Origin of the sequence: Pseudodesulfovibrio tunisiensis (genome assembly GCF_022809775.1) — a bacterium.
Classification (GTDB): domain Bacteria; phylum Desulfobacterota; class Desulfovibrionia; order Desulfovibrionales; family Desulfovibrionaceae; genus Pseudodesulfovibrio; species Pseudodesulfovibrio tunisiensis.
Genome location: NZ_CP094380.1, coordinates 463108 through 482230, shown reverse-complemented (window position 1 = coordinate 482230; position 19123 = coordinate 463108). Strand labels below are relative to the sequence as shown.

Genomic DNA, 19123 nt, shown 5'->3' with positions numbered 1-19123 from the left:
TGAAATTTTGTCTTGCCTTTTGTTTTCGGTTTGGCTAGACCTTTTTCCGCACGACGGGATGTGGCTCAGTCTGGTAGAGCGCTGCGTTCGGGACGCAGAGATCGAGTGTTCAAATCACTCCATCCCGACCAGATAAATCAAGGCTTTGCGAGAAATCGCAAGGCCTTTTTTTGTGTGTTTTTTCCGAAAAAGAGACTTGCGAAGGAATCTCTTCGAACGTATATTTAATTATCGTTCAAATTCGGAGGAAATTCATGAAGAAAATTGCTTTTGCCATAATGCTTGTCCTTGTCCTCGCTTCCACCGCGATGGCAGCAAAGACCGAATACGGTCCCTATGTCGGCATGCTGCTCTCCGGACAGCAACTGCAGGAAACGGACGTATCTGCCACAGGTCTGGACGTCACCTTCGACCCGGGTTTCGGTGTCACTGCATATGCAGGCTATCACTGGCCCATCGGACTGCGTCTGGAGCTGGAAGGCAGCTATTTCAAATCGGACATCGACAAGGTCAAGGCTGGCGGCGCCAGTGCCCACCCCGACGGCTCCGTCGACATGAAGGCCATCATGGTCAACGCGCTTTGGGAATTCGAAAACAGCAGCCAGTGGTTTGCCTACCTCGGCCTTGGCGGCGGCTACGGCTGGTCCAAGGGCGAAGTGTACGGCGACCATGCCTCGGATAGCGTTCCCCTGATGCAACCCATCCTCGGTGTCGGCTACCACCTGACGGAAAACATATCCATGAATCTGGACTACAAGTACACGTTCGGTCTGGATACGCTGGATTATGACGGGGTAAAGGGCGATTTCGACGCCCACAGACTCGGTCTGGGCCTGCGATACAATTTCTAGGTACCTTGCCTCAAAGCCCCGACCATGATTGGCGGGGCTTTTTTTTTACCCTCCGGAGAGGGGACACCATGCAATTCGACTACTGGGGAAAGACCTTTTCCAACGGGGAGTGGCATCATGCATGCCACCATTGTCTGGATGTGGCAGCCGTTGCGCAGGCCCTGCTGCGAGCCAATCCCCGATGGCGCACGGTCATGGCTTTGCTCTCTCCGGCCACGGAAACGCAAACGGAAAACCTTCTTCTGTTCCTGATCGCCTGCCATGATCTGGGAAAACTGCTTCCGGCATTTCAGAACCTTGATCCGGCTCTGGGGAAACGCCTCGGCCATCCGGCAAGGGGCGGCCCGCATCACACGGTGCTGGGGCTCAATCTCTGGAACATCGTCCGTCCAGGCGTTGATCTCGAACTGCCTGAGGAAGACCTGTTGAAGCCGCTTCTTGTTGCGACCCTGTGTCACCACGGCACTCCCGAAGCATTCCGGGAACTTTCCCGGCGGGACATTCCTCGATCAACAACAGAAGACGCCCGGGAATATCTGCTGGAGGTCGCCGCGCTCTTTCCTCTCGCTCCATTTGGCGATGATCCGGATTTCACCCACTTGTCATGGCTTGCAGCGGGCCTGACCATCCTTGCGGACTGGATCGGCTCCAACGAACACTGGTTCGGACCGGACAGCCAATGGCGCGGGACCTCGGCATACTGGCCAAAGGCTCAGGAAAAGGCCTCACGGGCCGTGGCAGACCTGCATCTGAAGGAAGTTCCGCCAAGTCCGAATTCGGCATTTCACACCCTGCTGCCTCACCTTCCGCAAAACGCCACTCCCGGCCTCATGCAAACGGCGGTCATGAACCTTCCCGAACCGTCCGGCCCCGAACTGCTGATTCTGGAAGACCTGACCGGCGGAGGCAAGACCGAGGCCGCGATTCTGGCTGCACATCGGCTCATGCGCCACGGATTGGCATCCGGCATATTCGTGGGACTGCCCACCATGGCCACGGCCAACGCCATGTACGACAGACTTTCCGAATCCTACCACGCCCTGTTCGACACCCCGGACGCGTCGCTGGTTCTGGCACACGGCGGAACCGTGCTGAACAACGACTTCATTGCCAGCCTCACGCACGACACGGCTTGCGACAATGGCAGAAGCGACGGACGCGCCACGTGCTCCGCGTGGCTTGCGGACAATCGCAAGAAATCCCTGCTCGCGCCCTGCGGAGCCGGAACCATTGATCAGGCCCTGCTGAGCGTGCTGGGAGCGCGGCACCAGTCGCTCCGACTGCTCGGCCTGTGCCGTTCCGTGCTCGTGGCGGACGAGGTGCACGCCTATGACGAATACACGGGGACACTTCTGAAGAATCTGCTCACCTTTCATGCTGCCATGAGCGGCAGCGCAATACTGCTGTCCGCCACCCTGCCCCGGAGCCTGCGACAGGGACTGGTCGCGGCATGGACAAAGGGACGCGAGCTTGCCGATGCCCCCTGCGAACCTTTTACCGCAAAGGAAGAACACTTCCCGCTCATGACGCGCGTGGCCGACGGCAGGACCATGGAACAGCCGGTGGACACGAATCGCGCCCTGAACGTGACCGTGCTCCCGGAACACGACGAGTCCGCCATGTTCGAGACGCTGTGCCGGGCGCACCGGGACGGCGCCTGCGCCTGCTGGGTACGCAACACCGTATATGATGTATTGGAAGCCGCTCGTGTCCTGACTGAAGAATACGGCCTGCCTACCGAGGACGTGCTGATTTTTCATGCCGCGTTCACGGGCTGCGACAGGGCAGCCATTGAAAGAAAAGTTCTCGCCCGCTTCGGCAAACAGAGTTGCGCGAAGGACAGGCGCAAAAAAATTCTCCTTGCATCTCAGGTAGTTGAACAATCTCTCGACTTGGATTTCGACCTGCTCCTTTCGGATCTCGCGCCCATGGAACTGCTGATCCAGCGCGCCGGACGATGCCATCGTCATGAACGCCAAAGACCGCCCGGCTACGAGCAGGCCGTGATGCATGTGCTCATGCCGAATCCGGCACCGGATGTTGCCGGGACATGGTACGCCGACTTCTTTGCCAAGGGACAATATGTGTACCCCGACCCGGCCCTGCTGTGGCGTACGGCACGCCTGCTCTGCGACAAGGGATGCCTGCGCCTGCCCGAGGATGCGCGCGAACTGGTGGAGGGCGCCTATGGCAACCGGGAGATTCGCACGCCACAGGCTCTTGAGGAACAGACCAAGGCCCTTGCGAAACAGTTGAGCGACCGCGCCGCCGCCAATTTCGTGAAGCTGCAATTCGACTGCGGGTATCTGGCGGACAGCAATCCATGGGGACCGGAAATCACCGCGCCCACACGTCTGGGCGAACCGTCCCACGGCCTTCGTCTGATCCGTATGGAGAACGGCACGGCCCGCCTCTGGGCCGACACCGGTTCCGGCCCGACCATGCCCACCTGCCTGCGTTCGGAAATCCGCGTCATGCAGAGCCGAGTCACGGAAGCCGTCCCGCCGCCGACCTCGCCCCGGGCCTTTGACGATCTCGTGGCCGCCATGCCGGACAAGGGCAAGTGGTGTGTCTGCCTCCCTGTTCGGGAAACAGCCCCGGGCATATGGAAAGGCAAGGCCAAAAACGGCAGGGGCCAGGAAGTGACAGTGAGGTATTCCGAAACATCGGGATTGCAGATTGACTGAATTCGAAAAACCGTTGTATTGAACGGTTCATCCCCGCTCGGGCGGGGATGAACCGTATGAGTTTGCCAAAATATGGCAAAAAATTATTATGTTCCCCGCACTGCGGGGATTTTTATATGTCAAATAGTTAAATATGAATTTGTTAAAATTTAAGCAAAATCTAAATATGAATTTGTTAAAATTTTTAAAGTTCATTATTGACAAAAAAAATTGCCACCAAATATAAAAAAACAAATCGCCCCACACGGAATGGGGCGATTAAAAGATTCCCTTCCCCATGACAGGTAAAGGATACGTACAAAATCATATTACCTGCCACGAGGAAAAAACACAATCCCTCTGAAGGTAATATGCACACACTGCTTTTCTTTCATACGTGTGAATTCTTATTACCCAAATAACCGACCCGGCGCACAGTTGTCAGAGGGGCAACTGTGCGCCCCTTTTTTGCGACACACTATCGATACACTTATACTTACGGAGTTGAAATGAAATTCAATCTTCTGACCGAACACTGGCTTCCGGTTCGGTGCGAGGACAACACGATGCGCAGGATCGCGCCGTGGGAAATGACGAGCCAAGGGCTGGCCCCTCTGGCTCCGAATTCGCCCCGGCCCGACTTCAATGCCGCGTTGCTGGAGTTCCTCGTCGGGCTGACGCAGACCGCGTTTGCCCCGGCCAACCGGAAGGAATGGAAGGCACGACTTGCCGAACCGCCGTCGCCGGAACAACTGCAACAGGCGTTTGCGCCGCACGAACCGTACTTCAACCTGCTCGGCGAACGCCCCCGATTCCTGCAGGACCTGACCATGAAGGAAAAGGACAAGCCTGCACGCGTTGGCGTGGCCTCCCTGTTCATCGAACAGCCGAGCGGCAACACCCTGACCACGAACAAGGACGTTTTCATCAAGCGCGGACAGGTGGAGACCCTGTGCCCGGCCTGTGCAGCCGCCGCCCTGTACACGCTTCAGGCATTTGCGCCAGCCGGTGGCAAGGGGCACCGCACGTCCATGCGCGGCGGCGGCCCCCTCTCCACGCTGATCCCGGGCAGAACGCTCTGGGAAAGCGTCTGGCTGAACGTGATTCCTTCGGACAATGTCAAGCTGCCTTCGGCATCCGGACCGGATGAGCTGGAAAAAGGCGTCTACGCCTGGATGAGCCCCACGCATACCAGCGAAAAAGGCGAAGAGGTCACGCCCGAGGCAATGCACCCCCTGCATGCCTACTGGGGCATGCCCCGGCGCATCGTTCTGGAAGAGTGCGAAGCAACCGGGCCGTGCGACATCTGCGGAATGGAACATCCGGTTGCGGTCCGCACCTATCTGACCCGGCCAAACGGCTGCAATTACAGTTCGTACTGGCTGCACCCGCTCACTCCGTACCGCATGAGCACTCCACCCCTGTCCATAAAGGGACGCGCGGACATCGAGGCATACAGCAACTGGCTCGGGCTTGTGTACGGCGAACCCGAGATTTCGGGCAAGGCCGGGGAAAACCGCGTGGGCCGCGCCCTGTGCATCAAAAGCCTGCCCCGAAGACTCCACGGACAAGTCAATGTGGCCGGATACGACATGGACAATGCCAAAGCCCAGGAATGGTGCGAACACGCATTCCCTGTCTATGTCGTGGAGGGCAACCTCACTGATTTCCGAACAACTGTCCGCGACATGGTTCAGGCAGCGGATCAGGTTCGCCGCAACCTTGTGGGCGCGCTCAAGGACGCCATGGTGCACGAGGCCGGAAAGAATCAGGCAAAAATCGACATGACGATCTTCGACAATGCCGGAACCGCATTCTGGAGCGAAACCGAATCCATGTTCTACTCCCTGATGGAAAAACTGGCCGCCCTGCCCGACTCGGACGAGGCACTCGCTCGAACCGACGAACTCATGCTCGAATGGGGCAGCCACCTGCTGCACAAGAGCATGGTCCTGTTCGACAAATGCGCCGGGGGATTCGGCATCCCGGTGGAACGCATGGAACGCTTTGTTCTGGCCCGGGACAAAATGGTCGGTTTCAACGTGAAAAAGCTGCGCACATTCAACATGTACCCGCAAAAGGAGGCGGCATGAGCCTGCATAACGCCCTGAGCGATGAAAAATTCTGGAAAATCATCGCCGTATGGTGGCACTCCCTTGATGATGACAGAGGCCAGCGCGCGGAATTGCGGCGGGCCAAGACTCCGGCGGAAGTCTACATCTCGCCGGCTTATCGGGACGGCATTGTCCGCAACCTCACGCAATTCGCCCTCACGGAATCGGAACTGGAACGACTCGCCCTTCCGATCGGCGTGCTGGCCCGGGTCCGCAACCTGACATCCGGGTCCCATTTCGCGGCCCTGTTCGGCACCCGAGGCAAAGGCAGCCCGGCCATGCGCGATGTCCGCTTTCGCAGGCTGCTTGCCATTGCCAATGACAATACGGATGGCATGGACGAAAACCGGGACGAACTCTTCCGCATACTCGTCCGCATGGTCCGCCTGACCGACGACACAGCCACGCTGAACGGCCTGATCAAGGGCGGCATCTGGTGGAACGACGTCACCAAGCGCGAATGGGCCCGGCAGTACTACACTCACCGCACAAACTGATTTTTTCTACAGGAGAAACAGCATGTCCAAATTCATCCAGCTTCATGTCCTGACCACGTATCCCGCCAGCAACCTGAACCGCGACGATCTGGGGCGCCCCAAGACCGTGATCATGGGCAACACCCAACGACTCCGCGTATCGTCCCAGAGCCTCAAGCGTGCATGGCGCATCTCGGAACCGTTTTCGCAGGCGCTCGCCGGACACATCGGCACCCGCACCAAGGAAATCGGGAAATACGTGTACCACGCCCTGACCAGCGGCGCGACCTTTGCCGAAGTCATGGCCGATCCCAAGGCCACGGGCAGCCTGAAGACACTCAAGCAGTCCCCGGCGGTCAAGATCGCCAGAACCATCGGCAATGTGTTTGCCAAGATGAAAGCCGACTACAAGCCCAAAAAGGACGAGGAATTCAGTTCGAAAAAGTTTCTGGAATCTCTGGAAACCGAACAGATGGCGCATGTCAGCCCCGCGGAGCTCGACGGAGTCGCACAGCTGGTCGAGGCCTGCCGCGAAACCGGCAAGGAGCCGGACAAGGACGACCTGAATCTGCTGCGCAAGGACGCGACCGCCGTGGACGTGGCCCTGTTCGGCAGAATGCTGGCGGCCAACCCCAGCTTCAATGTGGAAGCCGCGGCTCAGGTCGCGCATGCCATGACCGTGCACAAGGCCACTGTGGAGGATGATTTCTTCACGGCCGTGGACGACCTGAATACCGAGGATGCCGGGGCCGGACACATGGGTGTGGCCGAATTCGGCGCAGGTCTGTTCTACCTCTATCTATGCATTGACCGCAACCTGCTCGTGGAAAATCTGGGCAATGACACCGAACTTGCCAACCACGCACTCAGAGCACTGGTCAGCTCGGTCTGCACTGTCAGCCCCACTGGCAAGCAGAACAGCTTTGCCTCGCGCGCGGCCGCATCCTACTGCCTCGCGGAAAAGGGCGACGAACAGCCGCGCACTCTGGCCGAGGCGTTCCTCTCTCCCATGAAGGACAGCGAGGACCTGCTGCACACGGCCATGGCAGCCATTGAAACCAGGCGGGACAGCTTCAACCGCATCTTCGGAGCCGCGCCGGAATTCCGTTTCTTCAGCCACGAGGCCGGAACCCTGAAAGAGGTCTGCGACTTCATCACGGAGTAGGTCATGACCCGATATCTCGTCTTTACGCTCAAGGGCCCCATGCAAAGCTGGGGCACATCCGCAGCCGTGGGCGAAGTGCGCTCCACGGCCAATCACCCGAGCCGTTCCGGGGTGATGGGTCTTGTGGCGGCGGCACTGGGCATCCGACGCAGCCAGCCCGACGAACTGGTCCGGCTGCATCAGGCAAGCCGACTCGCCGTGCGCATGGACAGGCCCGGCGACCGCATGGTGGACTATCACACGGTTCAGGTGCCGCCCGGCACGAAGAAACGAGTCTATCGCACCCGACGCGACGAACTGGTCTCCATGCTGGAGCAGGACGAAAAACCGGCCACCATCCTTTCCCGACGGGAATATCTGGCCGGGGCCGCGTTCACGGCCTGCATCTGGCTGGAAAGTGATGCGGGCCATGATCTGGATGACATGCGCGAGGCGCTGCGCCATCCCGGGCTGACCCTGTATCTGGGCCGCAAGTCCTGCCCTCTCGGGTTTCCCCTGCTGCCAGAGGTTCTGGAAGCCGAGGATGCCATTGCCGCATTCCATGTCTATGATGCAATGCGCGAACAGGTGCCGGAATGGGACACCCGACCCGGCACACAGGTCTGGACTGACGAGGGGTACGGCGACCAGCCCGCGATCATGACGTTTTCCACACGCGATGTATTGACCAACGCGCGGAAACGCCAGTTCGACACGCGAACCGAGATCCATCTCAGCCTGCCCGAGACCGAGGAGGCCGACCATGTACATGAGTAGAATCACGCTGGACGCCCGCATACTGGCTCGCAATCAGGTCTACGAAACGCATCAGGCGCTGTGGAAGCTGTTTTCCGACAATCCGGACAGGCAGCGGGATTTCCTGTACCGCAGTCTGGATGCAACCACGTTCCTGACCGTGTCCGCACGGGAACCGGAACAGCTTGATTTCGTCCGCAGGCTGGACATCAAGCCCTACGCCCCCAAGCTGGCGACCGGTGACCGCGTGCTGTTTTCCCTGCGCTTCAATCCCGTGGTGAAACGACGGCAGAACAACCGGCAGATACGCGTTGACATGGTGCAGGACGAACGGAAACGGCTTCTGAATCAAGGCCTCCCCGGACGCAAACTTCCGACGCGAGCCGAAATAGCGCAGGGAGTAGCAAGGGAATGGCTTGCCAAACGGCAGGAATCCCTCGGACTGCGTCTGGAAAACGTGATCATGGCGGAATCGTATGACCAGCAGCGATTCAGCAAGAAGGGCAACGCCGGAAGAGTGGTACTTTCCCGTATCGATGCACGTGGCTTTGCCAAGGTGTCCGACCCGGATGCGTTGTGCCACGCGCTCTTTTCCGGCGTGGGCTGCGCCAAGGGATTCGGCTTCGGGCTTCTTCTGGTGAGGCGGGCCTGATGCTGCCCAAACTCTCGCCCCTGCCGCTCAAGGAACGCGCCAGCATGGTCTTTCTGGAAAAAGGCCAGCTCGACGTGCTGGACGGCTCCTTTGTGCTGGTGGACGCGGAAGGCGTGCGAACCCACATCCCGGTGGGCGGAGTGTGCTGCATTCTGCTCGAACCCGGAATACGGGTCTCGCACGCCGCAGTCACGCTTGCCTCGCGTTCCGGAACCCTGCTCGTCTGGGTGGGCGAGGCCGGGGTGCGCCTGTATTCCGTTGGTCAACCCGGCGGCGCACGCAGCGACAAGCTGTTGTGGCAGGCATCGCTGGCTCTGGATGAAACAGCCCGGTTGAACGTGGTCCGCAAGATGTTCGCCATCCGGTTCGACGAGGAACCGCCCTGCGGCCGAAGCGTCGAGCAGTTGCGCGGCATCGAAGGCGGCCGGGTCAAGGCCATTTACAAGCATCTGGCCCGGATGCACCGGGTTTCCTGGTCGGGCCGAAAATATGATCCCGGCGACTTCTCTACCGGGGATGTCCCGAACCAATGCCTGAGCGCGGCCACGTCCTGTCTGTACGGCATCTGCGAGGCCGCGATTCTCGCGGCGGGCTATGCTCCGGCCATAGGTTTCCTGCACACGGGCAAACCGAGATCGTTCGTGTACGACGTGGCGGACCTGATCAAATTCGAAACCGTGGTCCCCGCCGCATTTTCCGTGGCCGCAAAATCCCCGAAGGAACCGGAACGCATGACCCGGCTGGCCTGCCGCGACATGTTCCGCAAAAAACGCGTGCTCAAACGAATAATCCCGCTCATCGAGGAGGTTCTTTCCGCCGGAGGCAAACCCATGCCGCTGGCCCCGGCCGATTCGGTGGGCCCGGCGTTCGAGGAGGAGAAAGGCCATGGCGATGACGGTCATCGTGGTTGAAAACGCACCGCCGCGTCTGCGCGGACGACTCGCGGTCTGGCTGCTGGAAATCCGGGCAGGGGTTTACGTCGGAGATGTGTCCGCCCGCACACGGGACATGATCTGGAACAATGTCGAATCCGGCATGGAGGAAGGCAACGGGGTCATGGCCTGGCAAACGCAATCCGAACAGGGCTTTTCGTTTGCCACCATCGGAGCCAACCGCAGAATCCCGGTGGATTTCGACGGCCTTTCCCTTGTCTCCTTCCTTCCGCAGCAGGAGGTTGATGCTTAGCAAATATCAATCCAAAAAAACGAATTCAAGTTGGCATTTTTTGAACAGACAAAAAAGTTCATGAAATGCAACCAACTCCAGCAAGGGTGTTCCCCGTATGCGCGGGGATGAACCGTCCCAGAACGGAATGTCTTTGGCTTAACCCGGGTGTTCCCCGTATGCGCGGGGATGAACCGGCGCGAGGCCATTATCATGTCGTGTATCTCCGGTGTTCCCCGTATGCGCGGGGATGAACCGGTGGATGGCTTGACCGTGTGGCCGATGGCGAAGTGTTCCCCGTATGCGCGGGGATGAACCGTCCGGCGCGGATCGACGCGCCCTTGATAGGGAGTGTTCCCCGTATGCGCGGGGATGAACCGGGTTTGAGGATCGGACATGGTGGAAATGAACAGTGTTCCCCGTATGCGCGGGGATGAACCGTCACTGCACGTCTCAGGCATGGATAAGGTAATGTGTTCCCCGTATGCGCGGGGATGAACCGTTCCCGGACTTCCCCGAACGTTATGCCCGCTAGTGTTCCCCGTATGCGCGGGGATGAACCGTCGGCACCGTGAACATCAACACGAGCCAGCCGGTGTTCCCCGTATGCGCGGGGATGAACCGATGGCTGCGGCCCGCATGGTGGAGCGCAATATGTGTTCCCCGTATGCGCGGGGATGAACCGTAACTTCGTCGCCCTTGCCTTTCTGGAGCTTGGTGTTCCCCGTATGCGCGGGGATGAACCGGCTTTCCAGTTCCGCGACGCGTTCGCTTTCAAGTGTTCCCCGTATGCGCGGGGATGAACCGGCGCGCAATGACTTTGCCGATTTGGAGGGGATGTGTTCCCCGTATGCGCGGGGATGAACCGTTCTTGAAAACGAAAAGAAGCCTACTGAACAAGTGTTCCCCGTATGCGCGGGGATGAACCGGTGCTGGCCCATTTGAGGCCTGCTGCTTGATAGTGTTCCCCGTATGCGCGGGGATGAACCGTTCTTGAAAACGAAAAGAAGCCTACTGAACAAGTGTTCCCCGTATGCGCTGGGATGAACCGATTTTCTTCTGGATCACGTGGTATTTCTGGACAAGTCCTCTTCCCCTTCCACCTTTTCCGAATTTTGGACGAACAGCCAAAGTCCGAAATGTCTATACATTGAAACACCCCAAAAAGGCATTTCAACATACTGAAATACATTATTTTTATTTGCATTTGCAACCTCTTCCCGAATACTGTAGTTGCCTAACTTCTTGAGGCATTTCACTTTTTGAACACATGAGAGGATTTGGGATGAAACGTCTACTTACTGTCTTTCTGGCTCTGGCACTGTGTTTCTGTGCCGCTTCCGCCTTTGCTGGCGACACTTCCTGGGATACCGTGAAAAAATCCGGCAAACTGGTCATCGGACTGGATGACGCATTCCCGCCCATGGGATTCCGTGACGACAGCGGCAAACTCGTGGGTTTTGACGTGGATGCGGCCGAGGAAGTCGGCAAACGGCTCGACATCAGGATCGTCTGGCAGCCCACCGAATGGAAGGGCGTCATGAATTCCCTGTATGCCAAGAAATTCGACTGCATCTGGAATGGCATGACCATTACCCCGGAACGCCAGAAGAAAGTGGCGTTTTCCAAGCCGTACCTGATCGACGGACAGATCGCGACCGTGCGCATGGACGAAAAGGCAATCAACACGCTTGAGGCTCTTGGCGACAGGAAGGTCGGCGTGCAGGCCGGTTCCCCGGCGCTTCAGGCCGCCCAGAAGCTGCCCAAGGCCGCTGCCGAAATCCGTGAATATGACACCAACCCCAAGGCCTTCCTCGATCTGGAAGCCGACCGTCTGGACTCCGTGGTCGTTGACAACGTAACCGGCCGCTACTACATGGCTTCCCGGCCCGGTCAGTTCCGCGCCCTGCCCGGCTACATCACCAAGGAAGCGTTCGGCATCGCCTTCCGCATGGAAGACGCAGCCCTTCGCGGCAAGGTTCAGCAAGCCATTGATGCCATGGTCGCGGACGGCACCATGGGCAAAATCTCCCGCAAATGGTTCGGCGAGGACGTCACCAACCCGGCCAAATGGTAATCCAGAATCGTGAAGAATCGAATTGATGCAATCTCGAGGAGCGTCGTCATGGCGGCGCTCCTCATGCTTTCCCTGCTCGGCCCGGGCATTCAGGCTGCCAACGCGTCCGCACAGACTGCGGATGCCGACGCCCTGATGCGCAAGGCCAACAACATCATGGTCACCGGCGACCTCAAGGGCGCCGTCGAAATCTACCTGCAAATCCCCAAACCCGGCCCGGACGGCGATCAGGGCCAGTTCGTTTCCAGCCGCATGCAGGCCGCCCGCCTTGAGTTCGCAGCCAAGGATTTTTCCGCAGCTCTGGCCGTCATGGACGAGCTGCTCTCGGTCTATCCGGAAAACATCGAAGCCCTCAAATTTCGCGAGGCCGTCAAGGAAGCCTTGATGCCCCAGTGGCAGAGGCTGATGCGGGACACGGTCAAATTCGTGCCGCACCTGCTCAAGGGCAGTCTCATGACCCTGCTGCTGGTGGTTTTCACCATGGTGATTTCGCCATTCGGCGGCCTGCTCATCGCGCTGGGGCGCATCAGCAAGCTCAAGGCGATCAGCCGCTTCTGCTGGTTCGTGATCTGGCTGTTTCGCGGAACGCCCCTTCTGCTTCAACTCTTTTTCATCTACTACGGCCTGCCCGCCATCGGCATCACCCTGAAACCGATTCCGGCGGCACTCATCGGGTTGGGCCTGAACTATTCTGCCTACCTCGCGGAGATCATCCGCAGTGGCATCATCTCCATCGACCAGGGACAGATGGAGGCGGCCGAGGCCATAGGCATGTCCTACTGGCAGGCCATGCGCCGGGTCATCATTCCCCAAACCTTCCGCGTGATCCTGCCACCCGTGGGCAATGAATTCATCGCGCTGATCAAGGATACGGCCCTGGTTTCCACCATCGCCATGGTCGAACTGATGCGCACGGCAGACCAGCTCTTCAACGCGTCGTTCAATATCACGGTGCTGGGCCTTGCCGCCGTGATCTACCTTGCCTTCACCACCGTGTTCACCTTTGCCTTCGAAAAACTCGAGGCACGCGCGGGCGCATACGAGAAACGCTGATGCAACAGCTTCTGGAACTCAGGAATATCGTCAAATGCTTCGGCTCGCACCGGGCCGTGGACAGCATCAATCTTTCCCTCACCCCGGGGGAAAAGACCGTGATCATCGGCCCGTCCGGGTCCGGCAAATCCACCCTGCTGCGCACCGTGAATCTTCTGGAAACCATCGATTCCGGAGAAATCCTCTTCGAAGGCCGCAACGTGGGCTACAGCATGATCAAGGGCAAGCTGACCCCGGACAAGCCCAGAAACATCTGCAAGCTGCGCACCCAGATCGGCATGGTGTTCCAGCACTTCAACCTGTTCCCGCACATGACCGTGCTGCAAAACGCCATGGAAGGACAGGTGACCGTACTTGGCTCGCCCAAGTCGAAGGCGCGCGACGTGGCCATGAGCATGCTCGAAAAGGTGGGCATGGGCGAATTCGCCGATCGCTACCCCGCTGCCCTTTCCGGCGGACAGAAACAGCGGGCCGCCATAGCCCGCGCCCTGTCCATGCGGCCCAAGCTCATGCTGTTCGACGAACCCACCTCCGCACTCGACCCGGAACTGGTAGGCGAGGTATTCGCCACCATCAAGCAGCTTGCGGACGAAGGCATGACCATGATCATCGTGACCCACAACATGGGCTTTGCCCGGGAAATCGCGGATCAGGTGGTATTCATGGAAAACGGTTCATTCCTCGCAAAAGGCGCCCCGGACGAATTCTTCGGAAAGCACTGCGAGGACCCGCGCATCCAAAGCTTCATCGACCGCATCTTCTAGCTTCGCTTTTTTTGCGACGCTTCCAAAGGCCTCCCGGCAATGCCGGGAGGCCTTCTTTTTTTGCCAGCGGATACCAGCCAGCCGATAATTCCACATCTTTCGGAACAGTCATCCGCTTTTCCCGGAACAGCCGATATGCAAAGGCGTTCCAAAAGGGATTAACTTTTCATAACCTACTGAAATAAAAATTGTAATTTTATTCACATGCGTGGCATCCATCTTGCTCTTTTCAAAACGTCGGACACGTCACATCCCGATAAACACTTTGAAAGGAAGCATTAATGGTAAAAGAATCGAAAACTCGCCCGGGCAAAGCCAAAAGGATCGTGCTTGCCAGCCTGGGCCTGTTCGGATGTCTGGCGATCTTCACCGCTGTCTGGGCGGGTTCCAAAAGCTCGGAACGGGACGGAAACGGGCTGTGCCTTTCCTGTCACGTCATGGAACAAACCGTGTTTCAGGAATTCAGGAAGACCACACACTTCACAAACCCCTCAGGCGTTCGCGCAAAATGCTCCTCGTGCCACGTGCCCCAGGAGCTCGCCCCCATGATCAAGCGAAAGGTCGCCTCGGTGTCCGAAGTGATCGGCTGGATGCGCGGCACCATCGATACCCCTGAAAAGTTCGACAGGAACAGACTGCGCCTTGCCAAGAGCGTATGGGCCGATTTCAAGGCGTCCGATTCCCGCGAATGCAAATCCTGCCACAATGCCGATGCGTTCGACTTCGCTTCGTTCAAGAAGCCCGAATCCGTGAAAACCATGAAGAAGGGACTTGAGGAAGGTCAGACCTGCATCGACTGCCACAAGGGCATCGCCCACACCATGCCCGACCTCTCGGCCGGATTCCGCATGATGTACGAGGAAATCAGCAATGATGCCAAGGGTGCCAATTTCAAGGCCGACGCCGTGTATCCGGTCCGCGTGGCTGCCTGCTACATGGAAAGGGACGGAGCCAAGGCCGGCCGTCTTCTGCCCCTGACCAGACTCGAAGTTCTGGATACGTCCGGTGACTGGGCCAAGGTCCGCGTTCGCGGCTGGCAGCAGATCGGCGCGGAGCGCGTGATCTGCGAAATGCCCGGCAGACGCATCTTTTCCGCAGCCCTGAGCAAGAAAGCCGTGGACAGCGTCAAGGCAGGCAAGCCCGAACTTGATCCCGATACCGGCCTTTCCTGGCGTCCCGCCGAATTCGACTGCTGGATCAGGACCGGCGACTACCTTGCCGACATCGACAGGCTGAACAACTACGGCAGCGAACTGCATGCGGCCACCTGCGGCGGCTGTCATGCCCAGACCCCGGCCGCCCACTTCAAGGCCAACCAGTGGATCGGCGGCATCAAGTCCATGGGCACCCGGGTCAAGCTCGAAAAGACGAATTATCGTTTTCTGCTCAAATACCTGCAACTCCGCGCCTCTGACGTGGTGGATGAAAGCCATTCATAAAAAGGAACGTTCCATGTCCAACACGCAACATTCAACATCCGTGAACAAGCCGCTCATGCTCCGCTGGCTTTCGGCCATGTTCGCCCGGGAACTCACCCCCGAGGACATCAGGAGCTACCGCTCTGGTCAGGGCAAGGCATTCCTCGACGCGTGGCACGACACCATGCCCGAGGCCGATGAACTTGCCCGGCTCGAAAAGAAGCTGAACGGCCCGGAAACGCCCGAGGATGCCGCTCTGGAATTCGCCAGCGCGTTTTCCTGGCTATTCCACGGCGTGGGCGGGCCCAAAGCCGCCCCCACGCATCAGCACGACTGGTCCGAGGATTCCGACGGCACGCAAATGCGTTGCGTGGCCCAATGCGAACAGCTCATGGCAGCCTGCGGCATTGGTCCTTCTCAAGAAAGCGGAGAATCCGCCGACCATGTCAGCACGCAGCTCGAGTTCCTCGGGTTTCTCGAAGAAAAATCCGTTTCCGAAGCCGACGGTCCCTGGGACGAATATCGCGCCAGACTGCTCCGGGAACATGTTCAACCATGGCTTCCCCATTTTCTGGAAGCCTGCGAACGCAACGATCGCAACGGCCTGTATTCGACGCTGGCCCGCCTGACCCGTCAGGTGCTGCCCGAATGCCGGAACTAGATACCACTTTTCAGCAATTGCTGATCAACCACATGTCCGAGGAGAAATGCTTGTGACAAAGTCAAATCAGAACACAGCAACGGGAATGAGTCGCCGCCAGTTCATGGGCTACACCGCGGCAGCCGGTGCCTTCACCACGCTGCTGGGTCCCTCCATGCTCGGGTCGGCCATGGCCGCTCCGCAAAACACCGCCGGCTCCTGCGCCACTTTCTGGGGCATCTGCAAGCTCAAGGCCGAGAATGGCCGCATCGTCAAGGCCGAGCCCTTTGCCAAGGACAGCTCTGTCAACGAGATGACCACCAACATGCCCGGCTACGTGCACTCCCCCGCGCGCATCAAGTACCCCATGGTCCGCAAGGGCTTCCTCAAGGACGGATACAAGTCCGACCCCAAGGAACGCGGCAAGGGCGAATTCGTGCGCGTGAGCTGGGACAAGGCCGCCGAACTCATAGCCGACAACATGAAGCGCATCATCAAGACCTATGGCAATGACGCGATCTATGCCACGCCCAGCGGCTGGTATCTGCTGGGCAAGGTCAATGCGGCCGGCGCCTGCACCAGCCGTCTCTCCAACCTGATGGGCGGCTTCGTCCGTGCCGTGGGCGACTACTCCACCGGCGCGTCGCAGGTCATCATGCCGTACGTGGTCGGCAACATGGAAGTATACAGCCAGCAGACTTCCTGGCCCGTCATCGTCGAGAACTCCGACGTGGTGGTCGTATGGGGCGGCAACCCCATGAATACCCTGCGCATCTCGTGGCCCGCGCCCACGCACAAGGGCATCGAAAACTTCAGGGAGCTGAAGAAGCGCGGCAAGCGCATGATCTTCATCGACCCGACCCGCAACGAATCCATTCAGGAACTCGGCGCGGAATGGATCGCTCCCCGTCCGAACACCGACGTTGCCATGATGCTCGGCGTGGCCCATGCCATCCATGAAAAGGGATTGACCAATCAGGAATTCATCGACGAATACACCAGCGGATTCGACAAGTTCCTGCCCTATCTGCTCGGTGAATCCGACGGTCAGCCCAAGACCCCGGAATGGGCGGAATCCGTCTGCGGCGTGCCTGCCAGGACCATCCGCGAGCTGGCGGAAATCTTTGCCAAGAACCGCACCATCCTGATGAGCGGCTGGGGCATCCAGCGCGCCGAGCACGGCGAGCAGCCCCACTGGATGCTGGTGACTCTGGCATGCATGCTCGGCCAGATCGGTCTGCCCGGCGGCGGCTTCAGCATCGGCCACCTCTATTCCAATCAGGGCACACCGGCTGCCAACGCGCCCAGCGTTCCCGGCATGTCCGGCGGCAAGACGCCCGAAGGCGCTCCGGCTCCGATCCCCACGGCCCGCAACATCGACATGATCCTGAACCCGGGCAAGATCATCGACTACAACGGACGCAAGGTGAAGTATCCCGAGATCAAGATGATCTACAACGGATTCGCCAACTCCCATACCCGCCAGCCGCAACGCGAATCCGCGATCCGCGCCTGGCAGAAGCCCGAGTGCGTCGTGGTTCACGAAATCTTCTGGACCCCGACCGCGCGCATGGCCGACATCGTGCTGCCCATCTCCTCTCCCGCCGAATGGGCCGACATGACCACCAGTGAGGACGGCCGTTTCATCATCCCGATGAAACCTGCCATCGAGCCCATGTACGAATCCAAGCCCACCTACGATGCATTCGCGTTCATCGCGGACAAACTCGGCGTTGGCAACGGGTTCACCGAAGGCAAGACCGGCATGCAGTGGCTGGAGTCCTTCTACAATCAGGCCGTGGCCGATGCCAAGCGCAAGGGCCTGACCATGCCCACCTTCAAGGAATTCTGGGACAAGGGCGAAGTTCTCGAATTCAAGGTCCCGGAAGCGAACAACAATTGGGTCCGCTACAGCGACTACCGCGAAGATCCGCTGCTCGAGCCTCTGGGAACGCCCACCGGCAAGATCGAAATCTTCTCCAGAGACATCGAGAAGATGGGATATGACGATTGCAAGGCCCATCCTTCCTGGATCGAGCCGACCGAATGGCTGGGTTGCGAAAAGGCCAAGACCTACCCCCTGCACATGCTGACCTCGCATCCGCGCCATCGTCTGCACTCCCAGTGCAACCACGTCAAGGCGCTGCGCAAGCTCTACACCGTGCAGGATCGCGAACCGGTCTGGATCAGCAAGGAAGACGCCAAGGCTCGTGGCATCAAGGACGGCGACGTTGTGCGCGTGTTCAATGATCGCGGCGAGGTGCTGGCCGGTGCACAGGTTTCCGAAAACCTGCGTCCCGGCGTGGTACGCCTGTGCGAAGGCGGCTGGTACGATCCGGTCGAACCGGGCAAGCCCGGCTCCCTGTGCGCCTACGGCAGCGCCAACGTCCTGACTCTGGACATCGGCAGCTCCAAGCTGGCTCAGGCCGTGAACGGCAACACCAGTCTGGTGCAGGTCGAGAAGTACACGGGCAAGCTGCCTGAGATCACCGTGTTCGACGCGCCCAAGGCCGCAATGTAACACGCTCCATTCCACGACCACGGGAAAGCAGAAAAACGGCCTGCTCCGCGAATTCGCGGGGCGGGCCCGTTCCTGACAAAAGACAAACATCGCCTAACGCAGTTCCACGAAAAGTCTGACCAGATCCTCGGAAATCGATTCCAGCAAAACCGGATCGGTAACCGGGGCAAGCAGATGGGGCTCCTGCGCACGCAGAAATCCCGACAAATCCGAAGCGGAAAGCAGGACTCCCCGCTTCAGCAGTTCATCTCCGATATCCTCGGCCAACGTGCTGAAAATCTTGACTGTCACCAGAACAGTGTCCGGTGATGCAGCCACCGAGTCCGGCCTTGCATCCAGATCCTGCCGAAAAGATCGGAACGGACTCTCCCGCCCCAGACAGATGCCCACCAGCCCGGGCATGGCGCCGCCAAGAGCCAGAATATCCCCCTGCTTGATCCGGGCAGAGCCGATTTCGTCCACCGGACTGGAATTCAGGAAGATTGTGCGAATTCGCGCGTTCACGAAATCACGTTCCAGCCCAAGACCGCTTTCCAGAAAATCCCGGATGCTCCATCCTTGCACGGTCTCCAGAAAAAAGCCCTTTTGCAGAAGATAATACCAGCTTTTCCGGGATGATCGGCTCGCAGCTACGTGAATTTCTTGCATAGCAATTTCCATGAAAAAACCTCCCTCAACTGCTTCATATCATGGGATTCCCCATCCATCATTATGCTCAACTGGGCACAATATATTGTTTTCTTTGACATTTTTTTCACAGTCAGCATATCATGAAGAGCAAAGTAGGCAAACGCACGTTTGAACGCGCCGTCCAATGGCGTCTAACC

General features: G+C 58.9%; 16 protein-coding genes, 1 tRNA gene and 1 CRISPR repeat array. Of the genes, 16 read left to right on the top strand and 1 reads right to left on the bottom strand.

Annotated features, from left to right (window positions below):
• Positions 1-54 precede the first annotated feature (54 nt).
• The 16 genes from MPN23_RS02390 (at position 55) to MPN23_RS02315 (ending at position 18296) form a co-directional block, all read left to right on the top strand.
• Positions 55-131, top strand: a tRNA-Pro gene (locus MPN23_RS02390).
• Positions 132-254: 123 nt separating this feature from the next.
• A complete protein-coding gene (locus MPN23_RS02385; protein WP_243545866.1) occupies positions 255-851 on the top strand; it encodes a porin family protein in 597 nt (198 codons plus the stop codon).
• A gap of 68 nt (positions 852-919) precedes the next feature.
• Positions 920-3538, top strand: a complete 2619-nt coding sequence (gene cas3, locus MPN23_RS02380; protein WP_243545865.1) for a CRISPR-associated helicase Cas3' — start codon at positions 920-922, stop codon at positions 3536-3538.
• Between the two features lie 488 nt (positions 3539-4026).
• On the top strand, positions 4027-5610 hold the full coding sequence (casA, locus tag MPN23_RS02375) for a type I-E CRISPR-associated protein Cse1/CasA (RefSeq protein ID WP_243545864.1): 1584 nt from the start codon (positions 4027-4029) through the stop codon (positions 5608-5610).
• Positions 5607-6128 carry a type I-E CRISPR-associated protein Cse2/CasB gene (gene casB / locus MPN23_RS02370; protein WP_243545863.1) on the top strand — a complete coding sequence of 174 codons (522 nt, stop codon included), beginning with the start codon at positions 5607-5609 and terminating at the stop codon, positions 6126-6128. The genes casA and casB overlap by 4 nt, the downstream gene beginning before the upstream one ends.
• Before the next feature lie 22 nt (positions 6129-6150).
• Positions 6151-7272 (top strand): type I-E CRISPR-associated protein Cas7/Cse4/CasC, encoded by a 1122-nt coding sequence (gene cas7e / locus MPN23_RS02365; protein ID WP_243545862.1) that lies wholly within the window; start codon positions 6151-6153, stop codon positions 7270-7272.
• A gap of 3 nt (positions 7273-7275) precedes the next feature.
• Positions 7276-8028 (top strand): type I-E CRISPR-associated protein Cas5/CasD, encoded by a 753-nt coding sequence (gene cas5e, locus MPN23_RS02360; RefSeq protein ID WP_243545861.1) that lies wholly within the window; start codon positions 7276-7278, stop codon positions 8026-8028.
• On the top strand, positions 8015-8659 hold the full coding sequence (cas6e, locus tag MPN23_RS02355; protein WP_243545860.1) for a type I-E CRISPR-associated protein Cas6/Cse3/CasE: 645 nt from the start codon (positions 8015-8017) through the stop codon (positions 8657-8659). The genes cas5e and cas6e overlap by 14 nt, the downstream gene beginning before the upstream one ends.
• Positions 8659-9570, top strand: coding sequence for a type I-E CRISPR-associated endonuclease Cas1e (gene cas1e, locus MPN23_RS02350; protein WP_243545859.1), 912 nt, complete (start codon positions 8659-8661; stop codon positions 9568-9570). The genes cas6e and cas1e overlap by 1 nt, the downstream gene beginning before the upstream one ends.
• Positions 9545-9844, top strand: a complete 300-nt coding sequence (gene cas2e / locus MPN23_RS02345; RefSeq protein WP_243545858.1) for a type I-E CRISPR-associated endoribonuclease Cas2e — start codon at positions 9545-9547, stop codon at positions 9842-9844. The genes cas1e and cas2e overlap by 26 nt, the downstream gene beginning before the upstream one ends.
• An 86-nt stretch (positions 9845-9930) precedes the next feature.
• A CRISPR array of direct repeats spans positions 9931-10874; the repeat unit is 29 nt; unit sequence GTGTTCCCCGTATGCGCGGGGATGAACCG.
• Positions 10875-11108: 234 nt separating this feature from the next.
• Positions 11109-11900: an amino acid ABC transporter substrate-binding protein gene (locus tag MPN23_RS02340; protein ID WP_243545857.1), complete on the top strand. Its 792-nt coding sequence runs from the start codon at positions 11109-11111 to the stop codon at positions 11898-11900.
• Between the two features lie 48 nt (positions 11901-11948).
• Positions 11949-12953, top strand: a complete 1005-nt coding sequence (locus tag MPN23_RS02335; protein WP_243545856.1) for an amino acid ABC transporter permease — start codon at positions 11949-11951, stop codon at positions 12951-12953.
• On the top strand, positions 12953-13717 hold the full coding sequence (locus tag MPN23_RS02330) for an amino acid ABC transporter ATP-binding protein (RefSeq protein WP_243545855.1): 765 nt from the start codon (positions 12953-12955) through the stop codon (positions 13715-13717). Before MPN23_RS02335 ends, MPN23_RS02330 begins: the two co-directional genes overlap by 1 nt.
• A gap of 281 nt (positions 13718-13998) precedes the next feature.
• Positions 13999-15156, top strand: coding sequence for a NapC/NirT family cytochrome c (locus tag MPN23_RS02325; RefSeq protein ID WP_243545854.1), 1158 nt, complete (start codon positions 13999-14001; stop codon positions 15154-15156).
• A gap of 13 nt (positions 15157-15169) precedes the next feature.
• Entirely contained in the window at positions 15170-15796 is a 627-nt protein-coding gene (locus MPN23_RS02320; RefSeq protein WP_243545853.1) for a TorD/DmsD family molecular chaperone, read from the top strand.
• A gap of 85 nt (positions 15797-15881) precedes the next feature.
• Complete coding sequence (locus MPN23_RS02315; protein ID WP_243545852.1) at positions 15882-18296, top strand: molybdopterin guanine dinucleotide-containing S/N-oxide reductase; 2415 nt, start codon at positions 15882-15884, stop codon at positions 18294-18296.
• Between the two features lie 93 nt (positions 18297-18389).
• Here MPN23_RS02315 and MPN23_RS02310 read toward each other — a convergent pair whose 3' ends face one another.
• Entirely contained in the window at positions 18390-18944 is a 555-nt protein-coding gene (locus tag MPN23_RS02310) for a hypothetical protein (protein ID WP_243545851.1), read from the bottom strand.
• Positions 18945-19123: the final 179 nt, after the last annotated feature.

Bases quoted from the DNA above. Each gene is read 5' to 3' on its own strand.
- MPN23_RS02385 (WP_243545866.1), top strand. From the start codon at position 255: ATGAAGAAAATTGCTTTTGCCATAATGCTTGTCCTTGTCCTCGCTTCC.
- cas3 (WP_243545865.1), top strand. From the start codon at position 920: ATGCAATTCGACTACTGGGGAAAGACCTTTTCCAACGGGGAGTGGCAT.
- casA (WP_243545864.1), top strand. From the start codon at position 4,027: ATGAAATTCAATCTTCTGACCGAACACTGGCTTCCGGTTCGGTGCGAG.
- casB (WP_243545863.1), top strand. From the start codon at position 5,607: ATGAGCCTGCATAACGCCCTGAGCGATGAAAAATTCTGGAAAATCATC.
- cas7e (WP_243545862.1), top strand. From the start codon at position 6,151: ATGTCCAAATTCATCCAGCTTCATGTCCTGACCACGTATCCCGCCAGC.
- cas5e (WP_243545861.1), top strand. From the start codon at position 7,276: ATGACCCGATATCTCGTCTTTACGCTCAAGGGCCCCATGCAAAGCTGG.
- cas6e (WP_243545860.1), top strand. From the start codon at position 8,015: ATGTACATGAGTAGAATCACGCTGGACGCCCGCATACTGGCTCGCAAT.
- cas1e (WP_243545859.1), top strand. From the start codon at position 8,659: ATGCTGCCCAAACTCTCGCCCCTGCCGCTCAAGGAACGCGCCAGCATG.
- cas2e (WP_243545858.1), top strand. From the start codon at position 9,545: ATGGCGATGACGGTCATCGTGGTTGAAAACGCACCGCCGCGTCTGCGC.
- MPN23_RS02340 (WP_243545857.1), top strand. From the start codon at position 11,109: ATGAAACGTCTACTTACTGTCTTTCTGGCTCTGGCACTGTGTTTCTGT.
- MPN23_RS02335 (WP_243545856.1), top strand. From the start codon at position 11,949: ATGGCGGCGCTCCTCATGCTTTCCCTGCTCGGCCCGGGCATTCAGGCT.
- MPN23_RS02330 (WP_243545855.1), top strand. From the start codon at position 12,953: ATGCAACAGCTTCTGGAACTCAGGAATATCGTCAAATGCTTCGGCTCG.
- MPN23_RS02325 (WP_243545854.1), top strand. From the start codon at position 13,999: ATGGTAAAAGAATCGAAAACTCGCCCGGGCAAAGCCAAAAGGATCGTG.
- MPN23_RS02320 (WP_243545853.1), top strand. From the start codon at position 15,170: ATGTCCAACACGCAACATTCAACATCCGTGAACAAGCCGCTCATGCTC.
- MPN23_RS02315 (WP_243545852.1), top strand. From the start codon at position 15,882: ATGAGTCGCCGCCAGTTCATGGGCTACACCGCGGCAGCCGGTGCCTTC.
- MPN23_RS02310 (WP_243545851.1), bottom strand. From the start codon at position 18,944: ATGCAAGAAATTCACGTAGCTGCGAGCCGATCATCCCGGAAAAGCTGG.